This is a genomic window from Intrasporangium sp., assembly GCF_032907665.1.
GTDB lineage: Bacteria > Actinomycetota > Actinomycetes > Actinomycetales > Dermatophilaceae > Intrasporangium.
Genome location: NZ_JAJJPG010000053.1, coordinates 1 through 20,445 on the forward strand (window position 1 = coordinate 1; position 20,445 = coordinate 20,445).

Below are 20,445 nucleotides of genomic sequence, written 5' to 3' on the forward strand. Positions count from 1 at the left end.
AGCAGCGGACTCATAATCCGTCGGTCCAGGGTTCAAGCCCCTGCTGCCCCACCCAACGCCCTTATGACGTCGGCTGATGGGTGACGTTCGGGCTTCCGTTGATGCCTGACGGTCCCTCGGCTGATGCTTGACGGTTGCTTCGGCTGGTCCAGGACACTCCCTCGATGAGCGAGATGAGCGTGGCTGAGCAGCGGTGCAGGGCGGTTCTGGCGGTCATCGGCGATGGCCGCACGGTCACCGAGGTGGCGGGCCTTCTCGCGCACAGCGTGCGGTTGCGGGGGGCTACCCCGCAACCGCACGCTGAAAGAGCGTCGGCGAGCCCTACTTCAACTGGAACAGGACTCGGTGCACGTTCGGGTCGCCCGTGGCCGTGAAGCGCAACGCCCAGGTGCCCGAAGGCTTACCCTTGGTGCTCAGGTTGTAGATGTAGCCGCCGCCCACCCCGAGTCCGCTGCTGTAGCGGAATCCCGAGTCGGGGTTCGCATTGCCTGCGTCCTCGACCGGCGCGGTGGTCTCGTCGGAGACCCTCACGAGGTCCAGCGCGGTGACCGTGATGTCAGGCCCGGAGACGTTCCCGCCCTGCGAGTCGCACAGCATGACCGCGAGAGGGACGACGCTGCCGGCAGGCTTGGCCTTGTCGGTGTCGTAGAGCGGGCACACGCCATACGAGACCCGGTAGTCGGACATCGAGGTGCTGCGGTTGCCCACCTGGTCGGTGGCCGACACCGTGAACTGGAACGTCCCGACCGCGTCCGTCGGCACCTCCCCGCCATCCGGTTGCGGGCCGGCGCATTCGGCGACGCCGGAGCCCCCGTCCGAGCACGAGTAGGACGCGGTCAGCGGCTCACCGATCGTGTAGGTCGTGACGGCTGGCGCCACGAGGTCGATCTGGGGACCCCGACGGTCGACCTTGTGGCCTCCGAAGGGACCGGCCGTGACGCAGTTGGCGCGCACGTCGCACACCGTGCGGGTGCCGGTCTTCGCATCGTCGGTCTCGACGCCGACAGCAACCGATGTCGACAGGCTGAAGGCGGCGTCCGCCTGACTCGCCAGGCCGGCCACGTCATCGGTTGCCGTGCACTCGACCGTGACGTTGCCTGCGTGCCAGGCGCCGTCCGGCGGCGAGCACGTGACCGTGGGCGCCGTGGTGTCCTCCGCAAGCTCCCACATCCGCACGACCTGCTCAGCGGAGCCGAACAGCGGCGCGAGGTCGGCATCGGTGAGTCCGATCCTCTTGAGATCCTCGATGAAGTCGGGGAGCATCCCGTTGTTCGACAGACCGTCGACGTTGTAGTCGAAAACGTTCTCCCCGATGACCTGTCGGTCCAGGATGGCTCCCGTTCCGTGGGCGGTGAAGGGATAGGTCACACCGGGACTCGCGACATAGCCACTCGCCATGTCGCCCTTGCAGGCCTCATCTCCGAAGCGGGGCGCCGGCATCCCGGCGAACCCGTTGAAGTCGCTGCCGATGGCGACGGCACGATCCTGCATCTTCTCCACGGCATACAGGTAGGCCTGCGCCCAGGCCTGGGACGACTCACCGCAGGTGAAGGGCACCGGGGTGGACCCGTCGGGTCGAACGTAAGTGCGCACGTCACTGCGTCCGCCTTGGTGAAGGATCGCCGCCACCGTGCCTCCCAGGGCACGGAGTCGCTCGAGCTGCAGGTCCGACTTGTTCCCCTCGTGGTTCCCGCCACCACCGGGCAGGGCCGCACCGTGGAAGCCCGAGTGGCTCATCACCGCGGCTGGGTAGCCACGTTCCTCGAGCAGGTCGAGGGCACGGTCGAGGGACTTGGCCGAGAGGTGGTCCAGATCGATGATCATCTTCTTGTCCATCAGCATCTGGATCAGCGACTCGCCCAGCGGCGTCAGGCCTTTCGCGTTGCAGCTCGAACCCTCGGGGACCGGCGGAGGTGTCTCGCCGGCGAGCCTCACGGCGAAGTACTGGAAGAGCGGATCATCGGTGAGCCCGGCGTGGAAGTCGATCCCCGTGGAGGGAGGGCAGTTCTCGATGTTCCACCACTCCCCCGTGATGATCCGGTTGTTCGCCGCGAAGATCTCGTTGTAGAGGGCTGTTCCCCCAAAAGCATTGTCTGCATTGTGCACTGGCAGGACCTGGCGCACCCCGAGCTCGTAGTAGTGGTCGAGTCGCTCCCGGACGTGGGCCTCAGTGCAGGCGGCGGCGTTGGGCTTGCAGTCGAAGAGGCTCGGCACCTCGATGCCCAGCACCACGGCGAGCTTGCCCGACGCGATGATCTGGCGGGCCTCGGCCGACGAGGTGGCGATGCGGTACCAGCCGCTTCCGTTGAGCTCGTTGTCGTCCCGCAGGTCGACGTAGCGCTCGAGGTTCCTCGCGCCCTGGAGCTGTCGATCGACGGCGCTCATGTCGTCGCACCCGAAGGCGGCGCGACGGTTGACGAGCGAACAGAGCGACTCGTTGTTGACGGCCAGCATGCTCATCAGGCGCTGGCCACCGTGCCACGAGCGCTCGACCCAGTCGACGTACGCCTGCTGGCCGGTCGCTGTGTTCCAGCGCGGCCAGCCGTCGAACTCGGGATACCCGCCCACCGCGTGACCGATTCCCCCGTTGAGCACCATCTGCAAGAGGTCGTAGAGGCCGCCGGCGCCGTGGACCGCGACGCCCCAGCACCACTCGTCGGTGCCTGGGCCCGTCCCGGGCGGACACGTCGGCGGGCAGTGCGAGTACAGGCCGATGCCACCACAGGCGATCCGGTCGAGCGGGCTCCCGTCCGGCTGGACGACCTCGCCCTCGGCCGCCGGCGTGAAGTCGCTCCAGGGCAGGGCGTACTCGATGCCCTGCTCGTGGAAGGGCTCCCCCCAGAGAAGCAGTCCACCGAAGCCCAGGTTGGCGAACTGATGGTTGTGGAGGTCGGCGAAGCCCACGACCGGACTCGGCGAGGGCGTGAGGTTGTCGACCGACGCGGTCTCGGCAGTCGCGACCTCGCTCTGGCTGGCACTGGCGCTCAGCGGCTGCGCCGTCGCCGGTGCGGCGGCCGGCACGCCCAGTCCGGCAAGCCCGAGGGCGGCGGCGAGCAGGACCCCGAGCAAGGGTCGCGGAATCCCCTTCAAACGCATGTTTCCCCCTGCGTGTTGTGTGAGTGTCCGGACGTGGGTCTGTCGAGCGGGCTGCACCTCCCCGCACCGTCCGCCAACCTCCCCGGATGGACACTTGGGCCGGACACTACTGGCCGCGCACTGGGGATACTGCGTTTTGGCCGATTACGTCGGCTGCCGAGGTCGGCATCACCAGGCCGTCCCACCCCCCGGGCCTCGAGCTCACCTCCGACGCACGCCTGACCGAGCGACCGCCCATCTGGCTCCGGGCCGGCGAACGCTGCGACGTCCACGTCGGAGCCGACATCCTCCAGTTCGATACCGACAACGAGGTGCTGCCCACCGTGAAACGCGACAGCACCGGCCCCGTCCGAGACAGCGACCTCTGGGAGGTGCCTTGACCACGACCCCGCGACACACGGCAACCTGGACGTCGAGATTGTCAGGATCACCCGGCGGAGAACCGTCAAGCCTCAACCGGAGGCCCCAGCCCCACCCGGATTGCACGGGCCGGCCCGGATTGGGCGATGACCGCGGCGGTCAGTCCAGCCCGTAGGCACGGATCGTGGTCTGCCGTAGCTCGGCGCCATCCGCGTCCTCGACTTCGGCCCGTAGCGACACCCATCCGCTGGTCCGCTCGGTCGCCGGGTGGACGAGGATCGCTGCGTAGCGGTCGCCGCCCCGTGGGCGCAGCGCCACTGGCCGCCACGTGTCGCCGTCGTCGTAGGAGGCCCATACCTTGACCTTCCGGATCGGTCCCGCGGGGATATCGCGCACGTGCCGGGCAGTGACTTCGAAGGTGAACCGCGTGCCGCCCGGCGCTCGGTTCTGCTCATCTGTGGGGACGGTCCAGTTCACATCGAGGAGTGGGATTCCGGTGGGCGGCCACTGCGTGTCGGACTCGTGCGCGGACCGGAACGTCCAGTCGGACTCGCTGTACGCGGAGCTGGTCCACGTCGGCCCGGTGCGAGTGACGCTGTGCACGAGTCGGTACGTGGCCGGCTCGGGCGGGAGGCCTTCAATCGTGAAGCTGCCGCGGGGCTGGTCGCTGTGCAGCTTGCCGTTGATGTATAGCCGGCTGCGGACCTTGGCCAGCTCGTCCTCGTTGAGGTAGGAGTCGCCCCAGTGGTCCGGCTCGCCGTCCTGGTAATCGCGCAGGAGCACGTTGAGGTCGTCGCCGCTTCGATACGCGTCGGTGACTGAGAAGTCGGAGTCGGTGCCGACCGAGTACGGCGCGCCCCACCAGCGGGTGTCCAGCCGCGTCCCGGGCTCGTAGCTGCGGTAGTTGTCCCACATGGTCGGAACCTCGAGCCCGCCGTCGTGGGGAAGGGAAACCATGGACTGCCAGACACTGCCGTTGGCGGACACGTAATCGGTGCGCGGACCTGGCGTGTGGACGGAGTTGATGCCCTTCACCCGACTGGCGGCCATGGCCGAGAATCCCTCGCGGACCTCGAAGGAGGTCCGGCCGCCCTCGCCGACACCGACAAATGTCGTGTCAATCCGGGCCAGGTCGCCCTCACCGACCTCGTAGGTGCCGCTCGCCGGCATCTGGTCCTGGGTCGGCAACAGCAGGTCGTACAGATACGGCGTCCGTTCGGCCGGTGTGTCCGGTGCGATCAACCGACCGCCGGCCACGAACTCGAACCGGCCCTCGCGCACCGGGTCGCTGGACGCAACGGCCAGCTTCGGCACGCCGCTGTTGTAGTGCACCCAGCCGTCCATCCCGGCGCCGCTGTCGTACCACCGAGTCCAACCCAGCTGCACCTGCGCAGGCCTGGACGGGCGCGGCGTCCTGAAGACGAGCTCGTCGCCGGCGCGGGCGTCGAACGTGACGGTGCGGTCCCCCGTCAGCTCCAGCTCGGGAGCGCCGCCCAGCGTCTCCTCAATCACGCGGTAGTCGCCGTCGTACACCGTCGATGCGCCGATCACCATGTAGTCGTCACGCGGAAGCCGCACCTTTTCGGGGCCGCTGCCGCTGAGGCTGACGACGTAGTAGTAGAAACCCATCGCCTCGCTCCACACCATCGCCCAGCCGGCGGAGGGCGCGCCGTCTCGGCCGACGGCGTTCATGGTGAGCGTGTAATGCTCGGTCTCCTCGCCGTACGACCACGGTGTCCGGATACTGTCGCCGTTCTCGGTCGTGGCGACGAGCAAGCCGCCGAAGTCGCCGGCCTCGATCAGCTCCGGCACGACGGTGACCACGGCCGAGCTGGCACCGCCGGCGGGCACGGTGAGCGAGGCCGGCTCGACGTTGACTGCCCCAGCCGGAAGCGCTGTGTCCACCGCGAGGTCCAGCGTCGCCGGCGTACTTCCGAAATTGCGGTACGTCACCGTGCGCTCGATCGGCGCAGCGTTGTCGTTCGGCCACGGCAGGAATCCGAACGGCAGCGTGCTCTGCTCCGCGGCGACGGTGGCCGCGAGCGCGTCCGCGATGTCGAGGCGGCCTGCGCCGTGGTCGAACACGGTGCCCTCGTCGAGCGGATGAGCGTGGCCGACGAGCGCCGCCTTGAGCTGCTCGGCGGTCCAGTCCGGGTGACGCTGAGCCAGAACGGCGGCGGCGCCGGCGACATGCGGCGTGGCCATCGACGTCCCGGTGGCCGACGTGTAGTGCTCGTCGACGGGAGAGCCCATCTCGGTGCCCGCCGCCCGAGCCGCGACGATGTCGGTGCCCGGCGCGGCCAGCTCCGGCTTCACTGCGTGGTCGCCGAGCCGCGGGCCGCGGCCCGAGCTCTCGATCACGTGGTCGTCGAGGTCGGTATTGCCCACGGTGAGCGCGGCATCGGCGGCTCCGGGGGTGTCGATCGTGCCGGCTGACGGCCCGGAGTTGCCGGCGGCGATGACGAACAGCGTGCCGGTCTCCGCCGTGAGCTCGTTCACCATCAGGCTGAGCGGGTCGCTGCCGTCGCTCGGACCGCCACCCAGGCTCAGGTTGACGACGTCGGCGCCGCTGCGCGCGGCCCACTCCATGCCGGCCAGCAGCCACGACTCCTGGCCCTGTCCGGAGTCGTCGAGCACCTTGCCGACCAAGAGCCGGGCGCCGGGAGCGACACCGCGACGGGTGCCGTCCGAGGCCGCTCCGCTGCCCGCAACGGTGGCCGCCACGTGGGTCCCGTGCCCGTTGCCGTCCACGGCCGACCCGGTCCCGTCGAAGCTGCGTGCCTCGGTGACCAGGCCGGCGAGATCCGGGTGCGCCGGGTCATACCCGGTGTCGAGCACCGCAACGGTGACGCCCGCCCCGTCGTAACCGGCACCCCACGCCTCGGGCGCGCCGACCAGCGGGACGCTGCGGTCCAGTCGGGCCTCGACAGGCCCGTCGAGCCAGATCTTTTCGCCCGTACTGAGTGCGGCGGGACCGGCGACGGTCGCCTGCCAGAAGGCAGCGGTATCGTCCTTGTCGACAGCGAGCGCAACGACGCCAACGCTGCCGAAGGCCCGCACCTCATGGACACCCGCAGCCCCTTTGACGTTTTCCGGGCTCATGCCGCTCACCAGCAGCGGGATGGCGTCGCGATCGGAATCGGCGTACCCGTCGGCGACCAGGTCCGTGACATTGAAGAGACGACCGTCCAGCCGGTCCGCGTGCAACAGCGGGAGCACCTCGCGCGGCACGACATGCAGGTCCCCGTCGTCCGTGAACGTCAGGACGTTCCCGTCCCTCCCCGGAGGCACCCTCATCACCGTGGCGGACTGGCGACCGTCCATGGTCTGCCCGACCCTGATGACGTGGCCGGTGAGCAGCGTGACGTCAGTGGGCGTCGCCTGCGCTGCTGGCGTGCTCGCGACCGGAGTGATCACCTGGGCTCCCGTCGTCGTCGCCGGCATCTCATCAGGCGTCGCGAAGGCGGGCGACACCGCCGCCAGCACCGAAAGCGCGGTGGCCAGGGCCGCAATGGTCAATCGACGACGGCTCATCTCGGACTCCAAGAGTGGGGCGGATCGGACCGGATCAGTCTCGGGTCGATCCCGGCCAACGGTCACTGCCCACGGGTGGCGAGAACAGGACATGGCCGAAGGAGGTCACCGCCGATTCGTCTCGCGCCTCTTCGCGTATGACGTGGCGTCCGTGTGGAGCCACGGCGTCGGGTCCGTGTCGAAGAGGTTGCGCAGGGCGTCGGCTCCCGCTGTCGTGAGTCGGAGGGCTCGATGAGTCCGCAAGGGGATGACCCACTCGCGTTCCACGAAGGCTTCACGCAGAACCGACGCGAGATGGCCCCCGAGGTGATGGCGCCGCTCAGTCCAGTCCAGACAGGTTCGGGCGAGGGGCCTACGGGTCTGCGGGGTGAGGGCTCGCACGCCGATCGTCCTGGTGATGAACTCTTCTCCGCCCGGGGTGACGGCGAGCCCGTGGACGTCAGTGAGAACGCCTTTTCGAAGCAGAGCGTCGTAGATCGCAACGCCGAGGGCACCGGCCAGGTGGTCATAACAGGTGCGGGCCTTGGCCAGGTCGTCGCGCACGCTGGCGGCCCGGAACGATGAGACGCCGGCCGGACGGCCGGCAAAGGTTGCCACGGAGTCGACCAGTTCCGCGGCCTCCGGGGACGCGAGACGCAGATAGCGGTGTCGGCCCTGCCGCTCCTGGGCGAGAAGGCCCGCTGCAACGAGCACGGAGAGGTGCTCGCTCGCCGTCGACTTGGTCACGCCGGCCGCGCGAGCAAGCTCGCCTGCGGTCCATGCACGGCCGTCGAGCAGAGCCAGGCAGATCCTCACCCGCGATGGATGCGCCAACGCAGCGCCGAAGTCGGCGACGGACCCGGGATCGATGCTCACGATGCCACCGTAGGCCCGTCGAGCAGAGGGGCCCGGAAGTTGACTCCCACCCGCTCGCCCTGCGCGAAGTAGTGCCGGAACGTGTAATACAGGGGGCGCCACCGGTTCGTGTCGATCCGGTTCGGCGTGGAGCTCAAGATCCGGGCATGGACGTGAGTGCGAGTGATCGCGACCTCGACCGCGGCGGCCGCGCCGTCAGCAATGCGGACCTCCTGCACGAGCCGTGCCTCCAGCTGAACGGGGCAATCGGCGATTCGTGCGGGCGCCACGTCGAGCGACGTCTGGGGGGTGAACCCACCGAGTGACCACTTGTCCGCGACGTGCCGGTAGCTCGAGCGCTTGTGCGCCGGCACGGGTGAGCTGCCCGTCGTGGGGGCAATGGCTTCGACCGCCTCCACCTGGTGTGCGGCGGGCAGGTTGATCACAAGTTCGGGGTGTCGGCGCAGGTTGGCCAGGGCGTGCCCATCGTTGCCGAACCCGAGCACGTACCGGTTGTCGAGGGCCCACGCCGAGGACAGGGGTGAGATGTTGCTCGACCCATCCGCATTGAGCGTGGTGACGAGCACGACGGGCGTACCGAAGTAGAAGACGGGCGGACAGATCTCGGTCATGGGCTCCACGACAACACCATGCCCCACCAATGGTTCGGGCCCGAACGAACCAATCACGATGTACATCAGCACGCCGCACTGATCCGGGAGACAGCCGGGTCTGGCACCTGCCGTGCATCAGCGCCACTCGAGCGTCCGGGCGTCGGTCGGGAGGGGTCTTGATGAGTAGCCTTGTGCAGTGCCGGACTCCTCGCGTGTCCCTCGTGACGCATCCTCCGGTCGCGGACCGCTGACTCCGCTGCACTTCATCGTCCTGCTCGGCGTGGTCAGCGCGCTCATGGACGTCGTGTACGAGGGCGCGCGCAGCGTGACGGGACCGTTCCTCGCTGTTCTGGGCGGATCCGCCTTGCTCATCAGTGTGGTCACGGGGGCCGGCGAGGCCGTCGCCCTCGTGCTGCGGCTGGTGTTCGGCAGGTTGGCCGACCGGCCGCGCCTGCGCTGGCGGCTGACGTTGGCCGGCTACGGTCTCACCGCCCTGTCAGTCCCGCTGCTCGGGGTGACGAACGCCCTGTGGATCGCGTCCGTCCTCGTGCTGACGGAGCGCCTGGGCAAGGCGGTCCGCAGCCCAGCCAAGGACAGCATGCTCGCGAACGCCGGGGCAGAGTACGGCCGCGGCAAGGCCTTCGCCGTGCATGAGGCATTGGATCAGAGCGGCGCCTTCGTCGGCCCGCTGGTCGTCGCCGCTGTCATCTCCGCCTCAGGCAGCTACTCGCCTGCGTTCCTGGCCATGGCCGTCCCGGCAGCGGTTGCGATGACACTGCTCATCTGGCTCAGTCGCCGGGTCCCGAACACATCCGTGTACGAGGTGGCGGCCCGGCCCGAGACTCGCGCTACTCCCGTCGAGCAACCTCCTCGCCGCGAGGGCCGCGCACCGGTCTCACGACGCGGCGCGGGCCTGTCGCGCCAGTTCTGGGTCTACGCGGGGTTCAGTTCGCTGACGATGCTCGGGTACGCCACCTTTGGACTCCTCGCCTTCCACCTCGTCTCGACGAACCTGATGGCGCCGGCAGCTGTCGGCGTCGTGTACGCCGTCGCGATGGGCGTCGACGCCCTGGCAGCCGTCGCATCGGGTTGGCTCTACGACCGCGTGGGGCTTCGGGTCCTCGTCGTGCTTCCCTTCCTCGCTGCCCTGGTGCCGTGGCTGGCGTTCAGCACCAACGGCGCGGCAGCGGCGGCCGGGGTGCTGGTGTGGGGGGCTGCGATGGGTGTCCAGGAGAGCACGATGCGCGCCGCTGTGGCGGACCTCGCTCCGAGCGCGCGCCGTGGCAGCGCCTATGGGATCTTCACGGCGTGCTACGGGCTGGCGTGGCTGGCCGGCAGCGTGCTGATCGGGCTGCTCTATGAGCAGTCAGTCCTCGTCCTGTCACTCGTGCTCACCGGAGTCCAGGCCCTCGCCCTCGTCGTCTTCCTCACCGTCCGCCCGCACCACGACCGATGGAGTCGAGGGCCTGGCGGGCCTCGAGGGTGGCGCGCGCCCCCTTGGCGTGCAGCGAGTCGAGCGCAGCGGCATACGCCCCGGTGAACCGCGCGTCGTCGGCAAGGGCACCGAAGAGGTCACGGTCGCGAATGAACGCGAGCTTGTCCTGCCCCTGGCGGGCGGCGGCAGCCATGACGCGGTCCTTGACGCGGTCGACGATCTCGATGGGCGCTCCCTGCTCGTCGACGCCCTCGGCATAGCGCGCCCACGCCGCCACGACGAGCGCCGAGCGGTCGATCTCTCCTCCGGCCTCGAGGTTGTCGTTGATGACGGGAACGAGCCACTTGGGGATGCGGTCCGAGCTCTCTGCACACAGCCGCGCAAGGGTGTCGCGCACCTCGGGGTTGGCGAACCGGTCGATCAGCTCGTGCCGGTACCCGTCGAGGTCGACGCCCGGCACATCCGGCAGCGTGGGGCTGCCCTCCCGCTCCATGTAGGCGAGGAGGAAGCCGACGAAGAGCGGGTCCTGGCACACCTCGTGGGCGTACCGGTACCCGGACAGGTAGCCGAGGTAGCACAACGCCTGGTGGCTCGCGTTGAGCAGCCGCAGCTTCATCAGCTCGTAGGGCGCGACGTCGTCGACGAGCTGGACTCCGGCGTCCTCGAGCGGGGGCCGGCCGTCGGTGAAGCGGTCCTGCAGCACCCACTGCGTGAAGGGCTCGCAGACGACGGGCCAGCCGTCCGCGACGCCGAACTCCTCGGCGAGGTGTCCGATGTCCTCGGGCGCCGTGACGGGCGTGATCCGGTCGACCATGGAGTTCGGGAAGGCCACGTGCTCGTCCATCCAGTCCGCGAGGTCCGGGTCCTTGAGCCGGGCGAAGGTGGTCATCATCCGTCGAGCGACGTCGCCGTTGCCGGGGAGGTTGTCACACGACATGACGGTGAAGGGCGGTCTCCCCGCGGCACGCCGCGCGGCCAGGCCCGCCACGACGTAACCGAAGACGGTCTGGGGCATCGCACCCTCGACGAGATCGCACCGGATCGACGGGTCGTCCGCGTCGAACTCGCCTGTCACCTGGTTGACGTGGTAGCCGCCCTCGGTGATGGTGAGCGAGACGATCCGGGTGCGCGGATCAGCGAGCCGGTCGACAACGGCCTGGGGGTCCTCGGGCGCGAACATCATCTCGACGATGCTGCCGATGACCCGCGGCTCGAGATGGCCGTCCGGGTGCTTGACGACCAACGTGTAGAGGCCGTCCTGCGCGGTCAGCGTGTCGACGATCCGCCTGTCCTGCGGGAGGGCCCCGATGCCGCAGATGCCCCACTCGAGTGCTGTCCCCTGGGCCATGAGGCGGTCGAGGTACATCGCCTCGTGGGCGCGGTGGAAGCTCCCCACCCCGAAGTGCACGATGCTCGGGGTGACCCTCGAGCGGTCGTATGCCGCTGGGCTCACCTCCGCTGGGAGGTTTCCGAGCGTGGCGGCGGAGATGGCCACGGGTGGCCGGGTGGCAGTCGTCATCTGTCTCCTCGATGGGGAGAGTCGCATTCGGTTGGCTAGTGGTTCTCGGACAGGCTCCACATCGTCCACAGCTCGGTGCGCATGCGCCGCGGTTGGCGCAGGGTGTATGCGACGGCCTGGGCGATGTCATCGGGCTCCATGAAGTGGCCCTGCGAGGGGTCGCGGTCGCCGAACCTGCCGTCCGCGGCGGCAAAGGGGGTGTTGACCCCGGCGGGGGCGATGGTCGTCGTGCGGATCCCCTCGCTCCGGAGCTCGCGGTCGAGTGCGTAACCGAGGTTGATCTGGGCGCCCTTCGTGGCCGCGTAGACGGCCTCCTGGCCACCACCGATGAGCAGGCCGGCGACCGAGCCGACGATGACGATGTCGCCGCCGTCGCCCTGGGCGCGGAACTGTCGCACGGCTGCACGGGCCAGCCACACGGTGCCCTTGACGTTGACGTCGATCATCCGCCCGAGATCCTGCGCACTGTGGTCGAGCAGGCCGCCGTAGCAGCCGACGGCGGCGTTGGCCACGACCGAGTCCACCCGGCCGAAGGTGTCCACCCCCGCCGCGACGAGGGCGTCGGCGGTGGCTTCCTGGCTGACGTCTCCGACGCTGAGCGCGAGCCGGTCCTCGGCCCACCCGGAGCGCAGCCGACCGAGGGGCTCGGCCCTGAGGTCGCCGGCCACCACGCGGCCGCCCGCTTCGAGGACGGTCCGCGCGATGGCACCCCCGATCCCCCCGCCGGCACCGGTGACGACGACGACGGTGTCCTCGAGGCTGCGCCCGTAGTGCTCCGTGACGGCCCCGGCCTCACGCGGCGGGCTGACGTCGCTCACTTGATGGCACCCATCGAGAGACCACGCACGAGCTGCTTCTGCGCAACCCAGCCGGCGATGATCACGGGCAGGGCCGCGATCGTCGCCGCCGCGGACAACACGGCGAGGAACTGGCCACGCCCGTCGACGAAGCTGCCGAGGAAGGGCGGCGTCGTGCGGGCCGCGGAACTCGTCAGCAGCAGGGAGAGGAAGTACTCGTTCCAGGCGAAGATGAAGCTGATCAGCGCCGCTGCCGCGATGCCGGGCAGGACGAGCGGCAGGACGATTCGCACGATCTCGCGGTAGAGCCCGGCGCCGTCGACCCTGGCCGCCTCGATGATCTCGAAGGGCACCTCGAGGAAGAACGACCGCATCATCCACACGGTGACGGGAAGGTTCATCGCGCCGTAGACGATCGCCAGCATGTAGATGTTGTCGAGCATTCCGACGGTCTTGAGAATCATGAAGAGTGGGAGAACGATCGCCGCAAGCGGCATGAAGCGGGTCGAGATGAAGAAGGTCAGCGCCCCCTCGACGGCCTTGACCCTGCGGATGCTCAGTGCGTAGGCGGCCGGAATGGCGAGGCCGACCGAGATGATCATCGCCGTGATCGACGCCGTGATCGAGTTCTGCAGGTAGCCGGCCATCCCTCTGTCCATCGCGAGCTGGTAGCCGTCGGTCACGGGCGTGAAGAAGAGCTGAGGATTCACCGAGGACGCGATCGACTCCGGTTTGAAACCGTTGACGAACATCCAGAACACCGGGAAGAAGAAGATGAGCACGAGCGCCCAGGTGAGGACATTGACCAGGACATTCTTGAGTGGGGCGCTCATCGGCTGCCTCCCGCCATGAAGACCTTGAAGAGGGTTTTGAGCGCGATCGTCGCCACGATGATCGTGAGGATGACCGTGACGACGCCGTAGGCCGCCGCCTGCCCGACGTCGAGCCCGATGAAGGCACGCTCGTAGAGCAGGTAGGCGAGCGTCTTCGTGCCGCCAGTGCCCTTGGTGAGGATCGCGATGGGGTCGAAGACCTGCAGGATGATCACCGTGCCGAGCAGGACGCCGATCTCGATGTACATGCGCAGGTGCGGCAGTGTGATCCAGGTGAAGGTCCGCCACGGGCCGGCCCCGTCGACCTGGGCGGCCTCCAGGGTCTCCTTGGCCTGCCCCTGCAGGCCCGCCAGCAGGATCAGCATCATGAACGGGGTGAACTGCCAGGTGAGCACGATGACCACCGTCGCCAGCGGATAGTTGGTGCTCCAGGACACCGTGTCCAGGCCGAGTCCGCGCAGGAGCCAGTTGATCATCCCGATGTTCGTGTCGAACATCGAGAACTTCCAGATCAGCGCTGCGGCTGCGGGCATGACGAGGAACGGCGTGATCATCAGGGTCCGTGCGAGTGCTCGCCCTGGCAGCTTCCGATCGAGGAGGACCGCGAAGAGGAGGCCGAGGAGCACGGAAAGTACCACTGAGAGCGCGGTGATGAGGACCGTCGCGACGATGGAGGGCCAGAGCTCACCGGACGTCAGGGCGGTCCTGAAGTTGTCGAGCCCGCTGAAGCCGCGGTCGTCCGGGTAGAGCAGGTTCCACTCCATCGTCGAGAAGACGATCGTGACGATGAACGGGATCTGCGTGAGCAGGATGAGGAAGATGACCGCCGGGAGGAGCAGGCTGCGGTTCGTCCACAGCTGCTTGCGCTGCACGCGGCGACCTTCTGTCGCAGTGTCCGCCTCGACCTCGTCGAGGTTGACGGGCTTCTTCGTGGTGGTGGTCAGGCTCATGGCGACACTTCCTTGTGCGACCGAGTAGAAGACCGGGTGGGAGAACGGAGGGTGGTGCCGGCCCGGCCCTTCGCCGGGCCGGCACCACCGTCACGACGCAGGACTCACTTGTGCTTCTCGCCGGCCGCCTGGGCGTCGGTCTGACACCTGCCCAGTGCGTCGTCGACAGCGGAGCGGCCTGCCAGGTAGTCCGCGATGTACTGCGCGCACTTGTTCCCGACATCCTGGAACTCGGGGATGGAGACGTACTGGATCCCCACCCACGGCTGAGCGTTGACGCCCGGCTGCTTCGGGTCGACCGCACTCATCACCTCGAGGGTGATCGGTGCGTAGGCCTTGGCCGCTTCCTTGTACTCCGGGATCTCGTAGGTCGACGTGCGGGCGCCTGGCGGGACGTTGGACCAGCCGATCTTCTCGCCGACGAGCTGGTGGTACTCCTTGCTCGTCGCCCACTTGACGAACGAGACTGCGGCGTCCTTGTTCTTCGTCGTCGCGGGGACGGCGAGGTTCCAGCTCCACAGCCAGCCGGACTCCTCGGTCTTGTTGACCGGCATGTGGGCGTACCCCATCTTGCCCTTCACGGGCGAGTCGTCAGCCTCGAGCATCGATGCGGCGACGGACGCGTCGGCCCACATTGCTGCCTTGCCCTCCTTGAGGGCGGTCAGGCACTCGTTGAAGCTGTAGGAGACCGGGTCCTTCTCACCTGACTCGTCGAGCATCGTCTTGTAGAAGGTCACGGCCTCCTTCCACTCCGGCGTGTCGACCGTGGCGTCCCACTGCTCGTTGTACCAGTTGCCCCCGAACGTCTGGACGACCGTGGTGAGCGGCGCGAAGAGGTCGCCCCAGCCGGGCTTGCCGCGCATGCAGATGCCGGCCATGTCCGCGCTGTTGACCTTCTTGGCGGCGTCGGCGACCTCCTGCCACGTCGGACTGTTGCCGATGGTGACTCCGGCCCCGTCGAGGATCTCCTTGTTGTACATGAGGATCGAGGACTCGCCGTAGAACGGGACGGCGTAGAGCTTGCCCTCCAGCGACAGCGCGTCGCGCACTGGCGGCAGCAGGTCGTCCACGTCGTAGGCCGAGTCGGCCTCGAGCTCCGGCGTGAGGTCCAGGAGCCAGCCGTTGGCGCCCCACTGTGGCGTCTCGTAGGCACCGATGGTCACGATGTCGTACTGTCCCGCCCCGCTCGCGACGTCGGCCGTGACGGCGCTGCGCAGGTCGCCCTCCTCCATGACCTGGAAGTTGACCGTGACGCCAGGGTTGGCGGACTCGTACTCGGTCTTGAGCTGCTCCATGTCCTTCATCTGGCCGTTGTTGACGGTGGCCAGGTTCAGGGTGACCGACCCGCCTGCGCCACCAGCCGTGTCGCTGCCCGAAGAGACGGCGCCCGAGGAGCACGCGGCCAACGCCATCGTCAGCGCCACGAGACCCCCTCCGAATGTCAGCGTGCGATTCTTCGCAAGCATTCCTAACTCCTTTGGTAGGCAGTTCCGCTCGGCGCGTCCGGCCCGTTGCGACAGGCGGCCCCGCAGGGCCTGCGTGCCCGGACGAGACGTCCGTCGTGCTTGTTCACTGGAACTTCCCGGAACGCTATTGACGGCGCGTGAGCGGCAACAAGGACCATCGCCTACCCGTTGTTGATACTATTTTTCGCGCAGTGCGGCACAGGCTCGCCTCCGGGACCCGTTGTGACTGAGGCGGCTCCAGCAGCCGCGCCGAAGGAGACGACCCTCGTGAATCGGTCCGGCCCCGTCCACGGCCACAGGTCCGTCCAGCCGCGGACGACCAGCTCCGCCCGGGAGCTGCCGCCGAGCCTGTCGCTGAACCCGAACCTCCGACGGGAGGTCATCCCCCCACACCCGCAGGCGTCGGTGCGCGTCCTGACCCATGACTTCCCCAGTGAGATCTGCGGGTGGGGCTACCACCCGGAATACGAGATCCACCTGATCACCAAGACTCGGGGCAGCTTCATCGCCGGCGACCACATCGGCACCTTCGCCCCCGGCCACGTGAGCCTGATGGGACCCAATCTGCCGCACGACTGGGTCAGTGACCTCGCCGAAGGCCAGGTGGCGGTCGACCGCGACGCCGTCATCCAGTTCAGCGACGATTGGATCCGTGGGGCCACGGACCACCTGCCCGAGCTCGCCGAGGTGTCCGACATGCTGCAGCGCTCGACGCGGGGGCTGGTCTTCTCCGGGGCCACGGCGTGGCGGGCCGCCGAGACGATCCTCGCGTGCGTGCACAGCCATGGCGTCGAGCAGCTGGGCCACCTGTTCCGGGTGCTTGCCCTCTTCGCCCACGCCCCGCGCGACGAGTACGAGATGGTGGCGAGCGAATGGCTGGGCCGGCCCACGGACGCTGCCTCCCGTGACGCGGCGGAAGCCGGCCTGAGCTACATCTTCGAGAACCTCACGGGCGACATCCGTCTCTCGACGGCTGCTCGACTGGCCTACATGTCCGAGCCGACGTTCTCGAAGTACTTCAAGGCCGGGAGCGGCATGACGTTCTCGAGCATGGTGCGCAAGCTGCGGATCGCCTACGCCCGCAGGCTCCTCGACACGACGGAGCATGCCGTGGCCCAGGTCGCCGCGATGAGTGGCTACCACAACATCGCGAACTTCAACCGGCAGTTCCTCGCCGAGGTCGGCATCACGCCCACCGCCTACCGGCGCCTCGAGACGGCCGAGAAGCCGCCGCCAGAGCTGTTCAGCCTGAACCGAAAAGCGCCGACGGACTGACCCCGCTGCCGTGATCGGAAGTCCACTGCTGTGTTCGATTGGTCTCGACCAGGTGGCAAACCGAGCCGCGGGCCCGGATGCGGTGGAGGATGGGGGTGCGCCGGCATGCCCATCCGGCGAGCCGGCGCGTCCCGTGTCGACAACCCTGCTCACCAAGGAGGCAGCATGTCCACCGACGCCCTCGTCATCCTGCGCGACGACCATCGCGAGGTGCGGGCCCTCTTCCGCGAGTTCCAGAAGAGCTCCACCACGGACGCGCGCCGCGGCCAGATCGTGAGCAAGGTGATCGAGCTCCTCACCGTGCACACCTACATCGAGAACGAAGTGCTCTACCCCGAGGTGCGGGCCCTCCTGCCCGAGCTCGAGGATGACATCCTCGAGTCCTACGAGGAGCACCACGTCGCCGACGTCCTGACGATGGAGCTCTACGCCATGGGCGCCCATGAGGAGCGCTTCAAGGCGAAGACGATGGTCCTCATCGAGAGCGTCACGCACCACATGGACGAGGAGGAGAAGGAGTGGTTCCCCAAGGTGCGTGAGCAGCTGGGGCGCAAGCAGCTCCAGGAGATCGGTGAGCGGCTGCTCGAGGCGAAGAAGCGGGCACCGCGCTCTCCCGCGCAGCCCAGCGCGCTCAAGAAGACGATCGACGCCGTCATCTCCTGACGTGCACGACGCCAGCTGACCCCACCTCACCAGCACAGCGGCATACGGCTGTCGTATGCCGCTGGGCCGGCTCCCAGCACCTGGGCAGCAGGGCAGCACGGCAGCACCCGCCAGCGAACCACCGACGTAAGGACTACCCGTGATCACGTCTCGCCACCATGTCGCCCACGTCCCATCTGGCACGGAGGTTGCCCGATGAGCCGCCGCGGGTCCCGCAGCAAGAAGGCCACCGGTCTGCCGAGCCTTCCCTCGGGCGGGCTGCGCGTGGTCCCGCTCGGGGGCCTCGGCGAGATCGGCCGCAACATGACCGTCTTCGAGCATGCCGGGCGGCTGCTCGTCGTCGACTGCGGGGTCCTGTTCCCCGAGGAGCACCAGCCGGGCGTCGACGTGATCCTGCCCGACTTCACGTGGATCCGCGACCGGCTCGAAAAGATCGACGCGATCGTGCTGACCCACGGCCACGAGGACCACATCGGCGGCGTGCCCTACCTGCTGCGCGAGCGTCCTGACATCCCCGTCGTCGGCTCGCGCCTGACCCTCGCGTTCCTCGCCGCGAAGCTCAAGGAGCACCGCATCAAGCCGGTCGCCGTCGAGGTGCGCGAAGGGGTCAGGCGCCGGCTCGGACCGTTCGACTGCGAGTTCATCGCGGTGAACCACTCCATCCCCGACGGCCTCGCCGTCGCGATCCGCACGGCTGCCGGGCTGGTCCTGCACACCGGCGACTTCAAGATGGACCAGTTCCCCCTCGACGGACGGGTGACCGACCTGCGGGCCTTCGCCCGGCTCGGCGAGGAGGGGGTCGACCTGTTCCTCGTCGACTCGACCAACGCCGAAGTCCCCGGCTTCACCATCTCGGAGGGCGAGCTCGCGCCCGCGATCGAGGCCGTCTTCCGCACCACTCCCGGGCGCGTCATCGTGTCCAGCTTCGCCAGCCACGTCCACCGCATCCAGCAGATTCTCGACACCGCGCAGCAGCACGGGCGCAAGGTCGCCTTCGTCGGCCGCTCGATGGTCCGCAACATGGGCATCGCCCGCGACCTCGGCTACCTCACCATTCCCGACGGGCTCGTCGTCGACGACCTCAAGAAGCTCGAGCGGCTCCCGGACAACCAGATGGCCATCATCGCCACTGGTTCACAGGGCGAGCCGCTGGCCGCGCTGGCTCGCATGGCCAACCGGGACCACCCGGTCCGCGTCACCGAGGGCGACACCGTGCTCATGGCGAGCTCGCTGATTCCCGGCAACGAGAACGCCATCTACCGGGTCATCAACGAGCTCACCCGGTGGGGAGCCAACGTCGTGCACAAGGGCAACGCCAAGGTCCACGTCTCCGGGCACGCCAGCGCGGGCGAGCTCGCCTACTGCTACAACGTCATCCGACCCTCCAACGTCCTACCCGTCCACGGCGAGTGGCGCCACCTGCGAGCCAACGCCGACATCGCCATCCGCACCGGGGTCGACGCCCAGCGCGTTCTCATCGCGCAGGACGGGTCGGTCATCGACCTCGTCGACGGTCGCGCGACGATCACCGGCACCGTGCCCGCCGGGATGGTCTACGTCGACGGCATGACCGTCGGCGGCGCCACCGAGGAGCACCTGCACGTCCGGCGCACCCTCGCGGAGGAAGGCGTGCTCACCATCATCTGCATCGTCGACCCCGACACCGGCAGGCTCGCCGAGGACCCGGACTACCTCGCGCACGGCTTCGAACAAGACGCCATGGACTTCGAGACCGCCACCCCGGCCATCCAGACGGCCCTGACCAAGGCTTCCCGCGAAGGCATCGAGGACATCGAGCAGGTCGAGGAGCTCGTGCGCGCCGCTGCATCGACGTGGGCCCACCGCAAGCACCGCCGCAGCCCGCTGATCATCCCGGTCATCATCGACGCCTGACCGCAGGGGCAAGAGGGTACGGTTCGGGGCCGGACGCGCCGGGACGAGCTCAGTCCTGCGGGCGACCTGCCCAGGTCGAGCGGATGTGTCCGAGGTGCTGGGTCATGAGCCGGCGCATGCCTTCCTCGTCGCGCCGCAGCGCGGCATCGACCATCTCCTCGTGCTCGAGCGACAGCTGCGCGAGCAGTCCCGCCTCCGCGAGACCCTCCAGGCCGTAGAGCCGCGCGCGGTGCCGCATCTCACGCGCGACGTCGACGACGACCTGGTTGCCGTGCAGGGCCAGGAAGCGCGTGTGGAACTCGATGTCCGCCTCGGTGTAGGTGACGAGGTCACCGGCCGCCGCCGCGTCGGTGATTCGACGTGCCAGTGGACGCAGCCCTTCCACCTCCGCCGCCACGGAGCCCTCACAGCTCGCGGCAACGAGCCCCATGACCGGGACCTCGATCAGGGAGCGCAGCTCCGACATGGCGTCGAGGTCGCGGTCCTCGAGCTCGGTGACCCGGAAGCCCTTGTTGCGGACGACCTCCACGAGCCCCTCGCTCACGAGGTCGAGCATGGCCTCCCGGACGGGCGTCGCCGAGACTCTGAAGCGAGCCGCGAGCTTGGGCGCAGAGTAGACGTGCCCGGGCCTCATCTGACCCGTGATGACCAGCGCCCGCAGGGCGTCCCCGACCTGTTGGCGCAGGTTCGCCTGGTTGTCGAAGCTCGGCAGCACGAACGGCAGGCTCTCCTGCGCCTCGTCAGCTCTCATGTCCTCGCCCCCAGCATCGCTGACCCGACCTATCGCAGCACGAAGCCCGGGACGAGCTCGTCCCGGGGATCGACGGTGAACGTGCTCGACCCGACGCGGTGGGCCGTACCGGTGACCTCGGGCACGACCGCATCATGGCCCTCGGCTCTCACGCGCGCTGCGACGCGAGCACGGAACCTGCTCCCGACGATGGAATCGTGCACGAGGACGTCGCCATCCCCGAGGATCCCGTCGCTGGCGAGCAGGGCGACCCGCGCGGCCGTGCCGCTGCCGCACGGTGACCGGTCGACCTCGCCGTCGGAGAAGACCACGACGTTGCGCTGGTGCACGCCTCCCTCCGCGCTCAGGCCCTCGAAGGGGCGCCGCGCCAGCTCGTCGTCGGGTGCGACGTCCTCGACGAAGATCGTCCCGTAGACACCCGAGAG

Annotated in this window: 15 protein-coding genes; 4 read left to right on the plus strand and 11 right to left on the minus strand. The window is 68.6% G+C overall.

The genetic code is table 11. The features are described 5' to 3' along the window. Positions 1-321 precede the first annotated feature (321 nt). From LOY02_RS09740 to LOY02_RS09755, 4 genes are all read right to left on the minus strand, one after another. Positions 322-3,096: a membrane dipeptidase gene (locus LOY02_RS09740; protein ID WP_317182158.1), complete on the minus strand. Its 2,775-nt coding sequence runs from the start codon at positions 3,094-3,096 to the stop codon at positions 322-324. A 519-nt stretch (positions 3,097-3,615) separates the two neighbouring features. After that, positions 3,616-6,990 (minus strand): S8 family peptidase, encoded by a 3,375-nt coding sequence (locus LOY02_RS09745; protein WP_317182159.1) that lies wholly within the window; start codon positions 6,988-6,990, stop codon positions 3,616-3,618. Positions 6,991-7,095: 105 nt separating this feature from the next. Next, the gene (locus tag LOY02_RS09750; RefSeq protein ID WP_317182160.1) at positions 7,096-7,845 is read right to left on the minus strand and encodes a metalloregulator ArsR/SmtB family transcription factor; all 750 of its coding nucleotides are present in this window, start codon (positions 7,843-7,845) and stop codon (positions 7,096-7,098) included. After that, entirely contained in the window at positions 7,842-8,522 is a 681-nt protein-coding gene (locus tag LOY02_RS09755) for a flavin reductase family protein (protein WP_317182174.1), read from the minus strand. The genes LOY02_RS09750 and LOY02_RS09755 overlap by 4 nt, the downstream gene beginning before the upstream one ends. Positions 8,523-8,634: 112 nt before the next feature. On the opposite strand from LOY02_RS09755, the gene LOY02_RS09760 reads away from it, so the two are divergent. Continuing rightward, on the plus strand, positions 8,635-9,978 hold the full coding sequence (locus tag LOY02_RS09760) for an MFS transporter (RefSeq protein ID WP_317182161.1): 1,344 nt from the start codon (positions 8,635-8,637) through the stop codon (positions 9,976-9,978). Here the strand turns inward: LOY02_RS09760 and LOY02_RS09765 are convergent. The 5 genes from LOY02_RS09765 to LOY02_RS09785 all read right to left on the minus strand — a co-directional run bounded on the left by LOY02_RS09765 (position 9,866) and on the right by LOY02_RS09785 (position 15,438). Continuing rightward, complete coding sequence (locus tag LOY02_RS09765; protein WP_317182162.1) at positions 9,866-11,392, minus strand: mannitol dehydrogenase family protein; 1,527 nt, start codon at positions 11,390-11,392, stop codon at positions 9,866-9,868. The genes LOY02_RS09760 and LOY02_RS09765 overlap by 113 nt on opposite strands. A gap of 35 nt (positions 11,393-11,427) precedes the next feature. Further along, positions 11,428-12,210 carry an SDR family oxidoreductase gene (locus tag LOY02_RS09770; RefSeq protein ID WP_317182163.1) on the minus strand — a complete coding sequence of 261 codons (783 nt, stop codon included), beginning with the start codon at positions 12,208-12,210 and terminating at the stop codon, positions 11,428-11,430. After that, entirely contained in the window at positions 12,207-13,022 is an 816-nt protein-coding gene (locus LOY02_RS09775) for a carbohydrate ABC transporter permease (protein WP_317182164.1), read from the minus strand. The genes LOY02_RS09770 and LOY02_RS09775 overlap by 4 nt, the downstream gene beginning before the upstream one ends. Further along, a complete protein-coding gene (locus LOY02_RS09780; RefSeq protein WP_317182165.1) occupies positions 13,019-13,972 on the minus strand; it encodes a sugar ABC transporter permease in 954 nt (317 codons plus the stop codon). Before LOY02_RS09780 ends, LOY02_RS09775 begins: the two co-directional genes overlap by 4 nt. Positions 13,973-14,076: 104 nt before the next feature. Then, on the minus strand, positions 14,077-15,438 hold the full coding sequence (locus LOY02_RS09785; RefSeq protein WP_317182166.1) for a sugar ABC transporter substrate-binding protein: 1,362 nt from the start codon (positions 15,436-15,438) through the stop codon (positions 14,077-14,079). Between the two features lie 267 nt (positions 15,439-15,705). Between LOY02_RS09785 and LOY02_RS09790 the strand changes: the two genes are divergently transcribed. The 3 genes from LOY02_RS09790 to LOY02_RS09800 all read left to right on the plus strand — a co-directional run bounded on the left by LOY02_RS09790 (position 15,706) and on the right by LOY02_RS09800 (position 19,269). Beyond that, positions 15,706-16,713 carry an AraC family transcriptional regulator gene (locus LOY02_RS09790; protein ID WP_317182167.1) on the plus strand — a complete coding sequence of 336 codons (1,008 nt, stop codon included), beginning with the start codon at positions 15,706-15,708 and terminating at the stop codon, positions 16,711-16,713. Positions 16,714-16,878: 165 nt separating this feature from the next. Then, a complete protein-coding gene (locus LOY02_RS09795) occupies positions 16,879-17,376 on the plus strand; it encodes a hemerythrin domain-containing protein (protein ID WP_317182168.1) in 498 nt (165 codons plus the stop codon). A 195-nt stretch (positions 17,377-17,571) separates the two neighbouring features. Continuing rightward, the gene (locus tag LOY02_RS09800) at positions 17,572-19,269 is read left to right on the plus strand and encodes a ribonuclease J (protein WP_317182169.1); all 1,698 of its coding nucleotides are present in this window, start codon (positions 17,572-17,574) and stop codon (positions 19,267-19,269) included. A gap of 49 nt (positions 19,270-19,318) precedes the next feature. Here the strand turns inward: LOY02_RS09800 and LOY02_RS09805 are convergent, their stop codons facing one another. Next, the gene (locus LOY02_RS09805) at positions 19,319-20,020 is read right to left on the minus strand and encodes a GntR family transcriptional regulator (protein WP_317182170.1); all 702 of its coding nucleotides are present in this window, start codon (positions 20,018-20,020) and stop codon (positions 19,319-19,321) included. A gap of 29 nt (positions 20,021-20,049) precedes the next feature. After that, the coding region (locus tag LOY02_RS09810; RefSeq protein ID WP_317182171.1) for a proline racemase family protein at positions 20,050-20,445 on the minus strand (396 nt) is incomplete at its 5' end.

What these genes read in the sequence shown, in the direction of transcription:
- LOY02_RS09775 (WP_317182164.1), bottom strand. Translation starts at nt 13,022, where the DNA reads ATGAGCGCCCCACTCAAGAATGTCCTGGTCAATGTCCTCACCTGGGCG.
- LOY02_RS09785 (WP_317182166.1), bottom strand. Translation starts at nt 15,438, where the DNA reads ATGCTTGCGAAGAATCGCACGCTGACATTCGGAGGGGGTCTCGTGGCG.
- LOY02_RS09780 (WP_317182165.1), bottom strand. Translation starts at nt 13,972, where the DNA reads ATGAGCCTGACCACCACCACGAAGAAGCCCGTCAACCTCGACGAGGTC.
- LOY02_RS09740 (WP_317182158.1), bottom strand. Translation starts at nt 3,096, where the DNA reads ATGCGTTTGAAGGGGATTCCGCGACCCTTGCTCGGGGTCCTGCTCGCC.
- LOY02_RS09745 (WP_317182159.1), bottom strand. Translation starts at nt 6,990, where the DNA reads ATGAGCCGTCGTCGATTGACCATTGCGGCCCTGGCCACCGCGCTTTCG.
- LOY02_RS09795 (WP_317182168.1), top strand. Translation starts at nt 16,879, where the DNA reads ATGTCCACCGACGCCCTCGTCATCCTGCGCGACGACCATCGCGAGGTG.
- LOY02_RS09805 (WP_317182170.1), bottom strand. Translation starts at nt 20,020, where the DNA reads ATGAGAGCTGACGAGGCGCAGGAGAGCCTGCCGTTCGTGCTGCCGAGC.
- LOY02_RS09800 (WP_317182169.1), top strand. Translation starts at nt 17,572, where the DNA reads ATGAGCCGCCGCGGGTCCCGCAGCAAGAAGGCCACCGGTCTGCCGAGC.
- LOY02_RS09755 (WP_317182174.1), bottom strand. Translation starts at nt 8,522, where the DNA reads ATGTACATCGTGATTGGTTCGTTCGGGCCCGAACCATTGGTGGGGCAT.
- LOY02_RS09765 (WP_317182162.1), bottom strand. Translation starts at nt 11,392, where the DNA reads ATGACGACTGCCACCCGGCCACCCGTGGCCATCTCCGCCGCCACGCTC.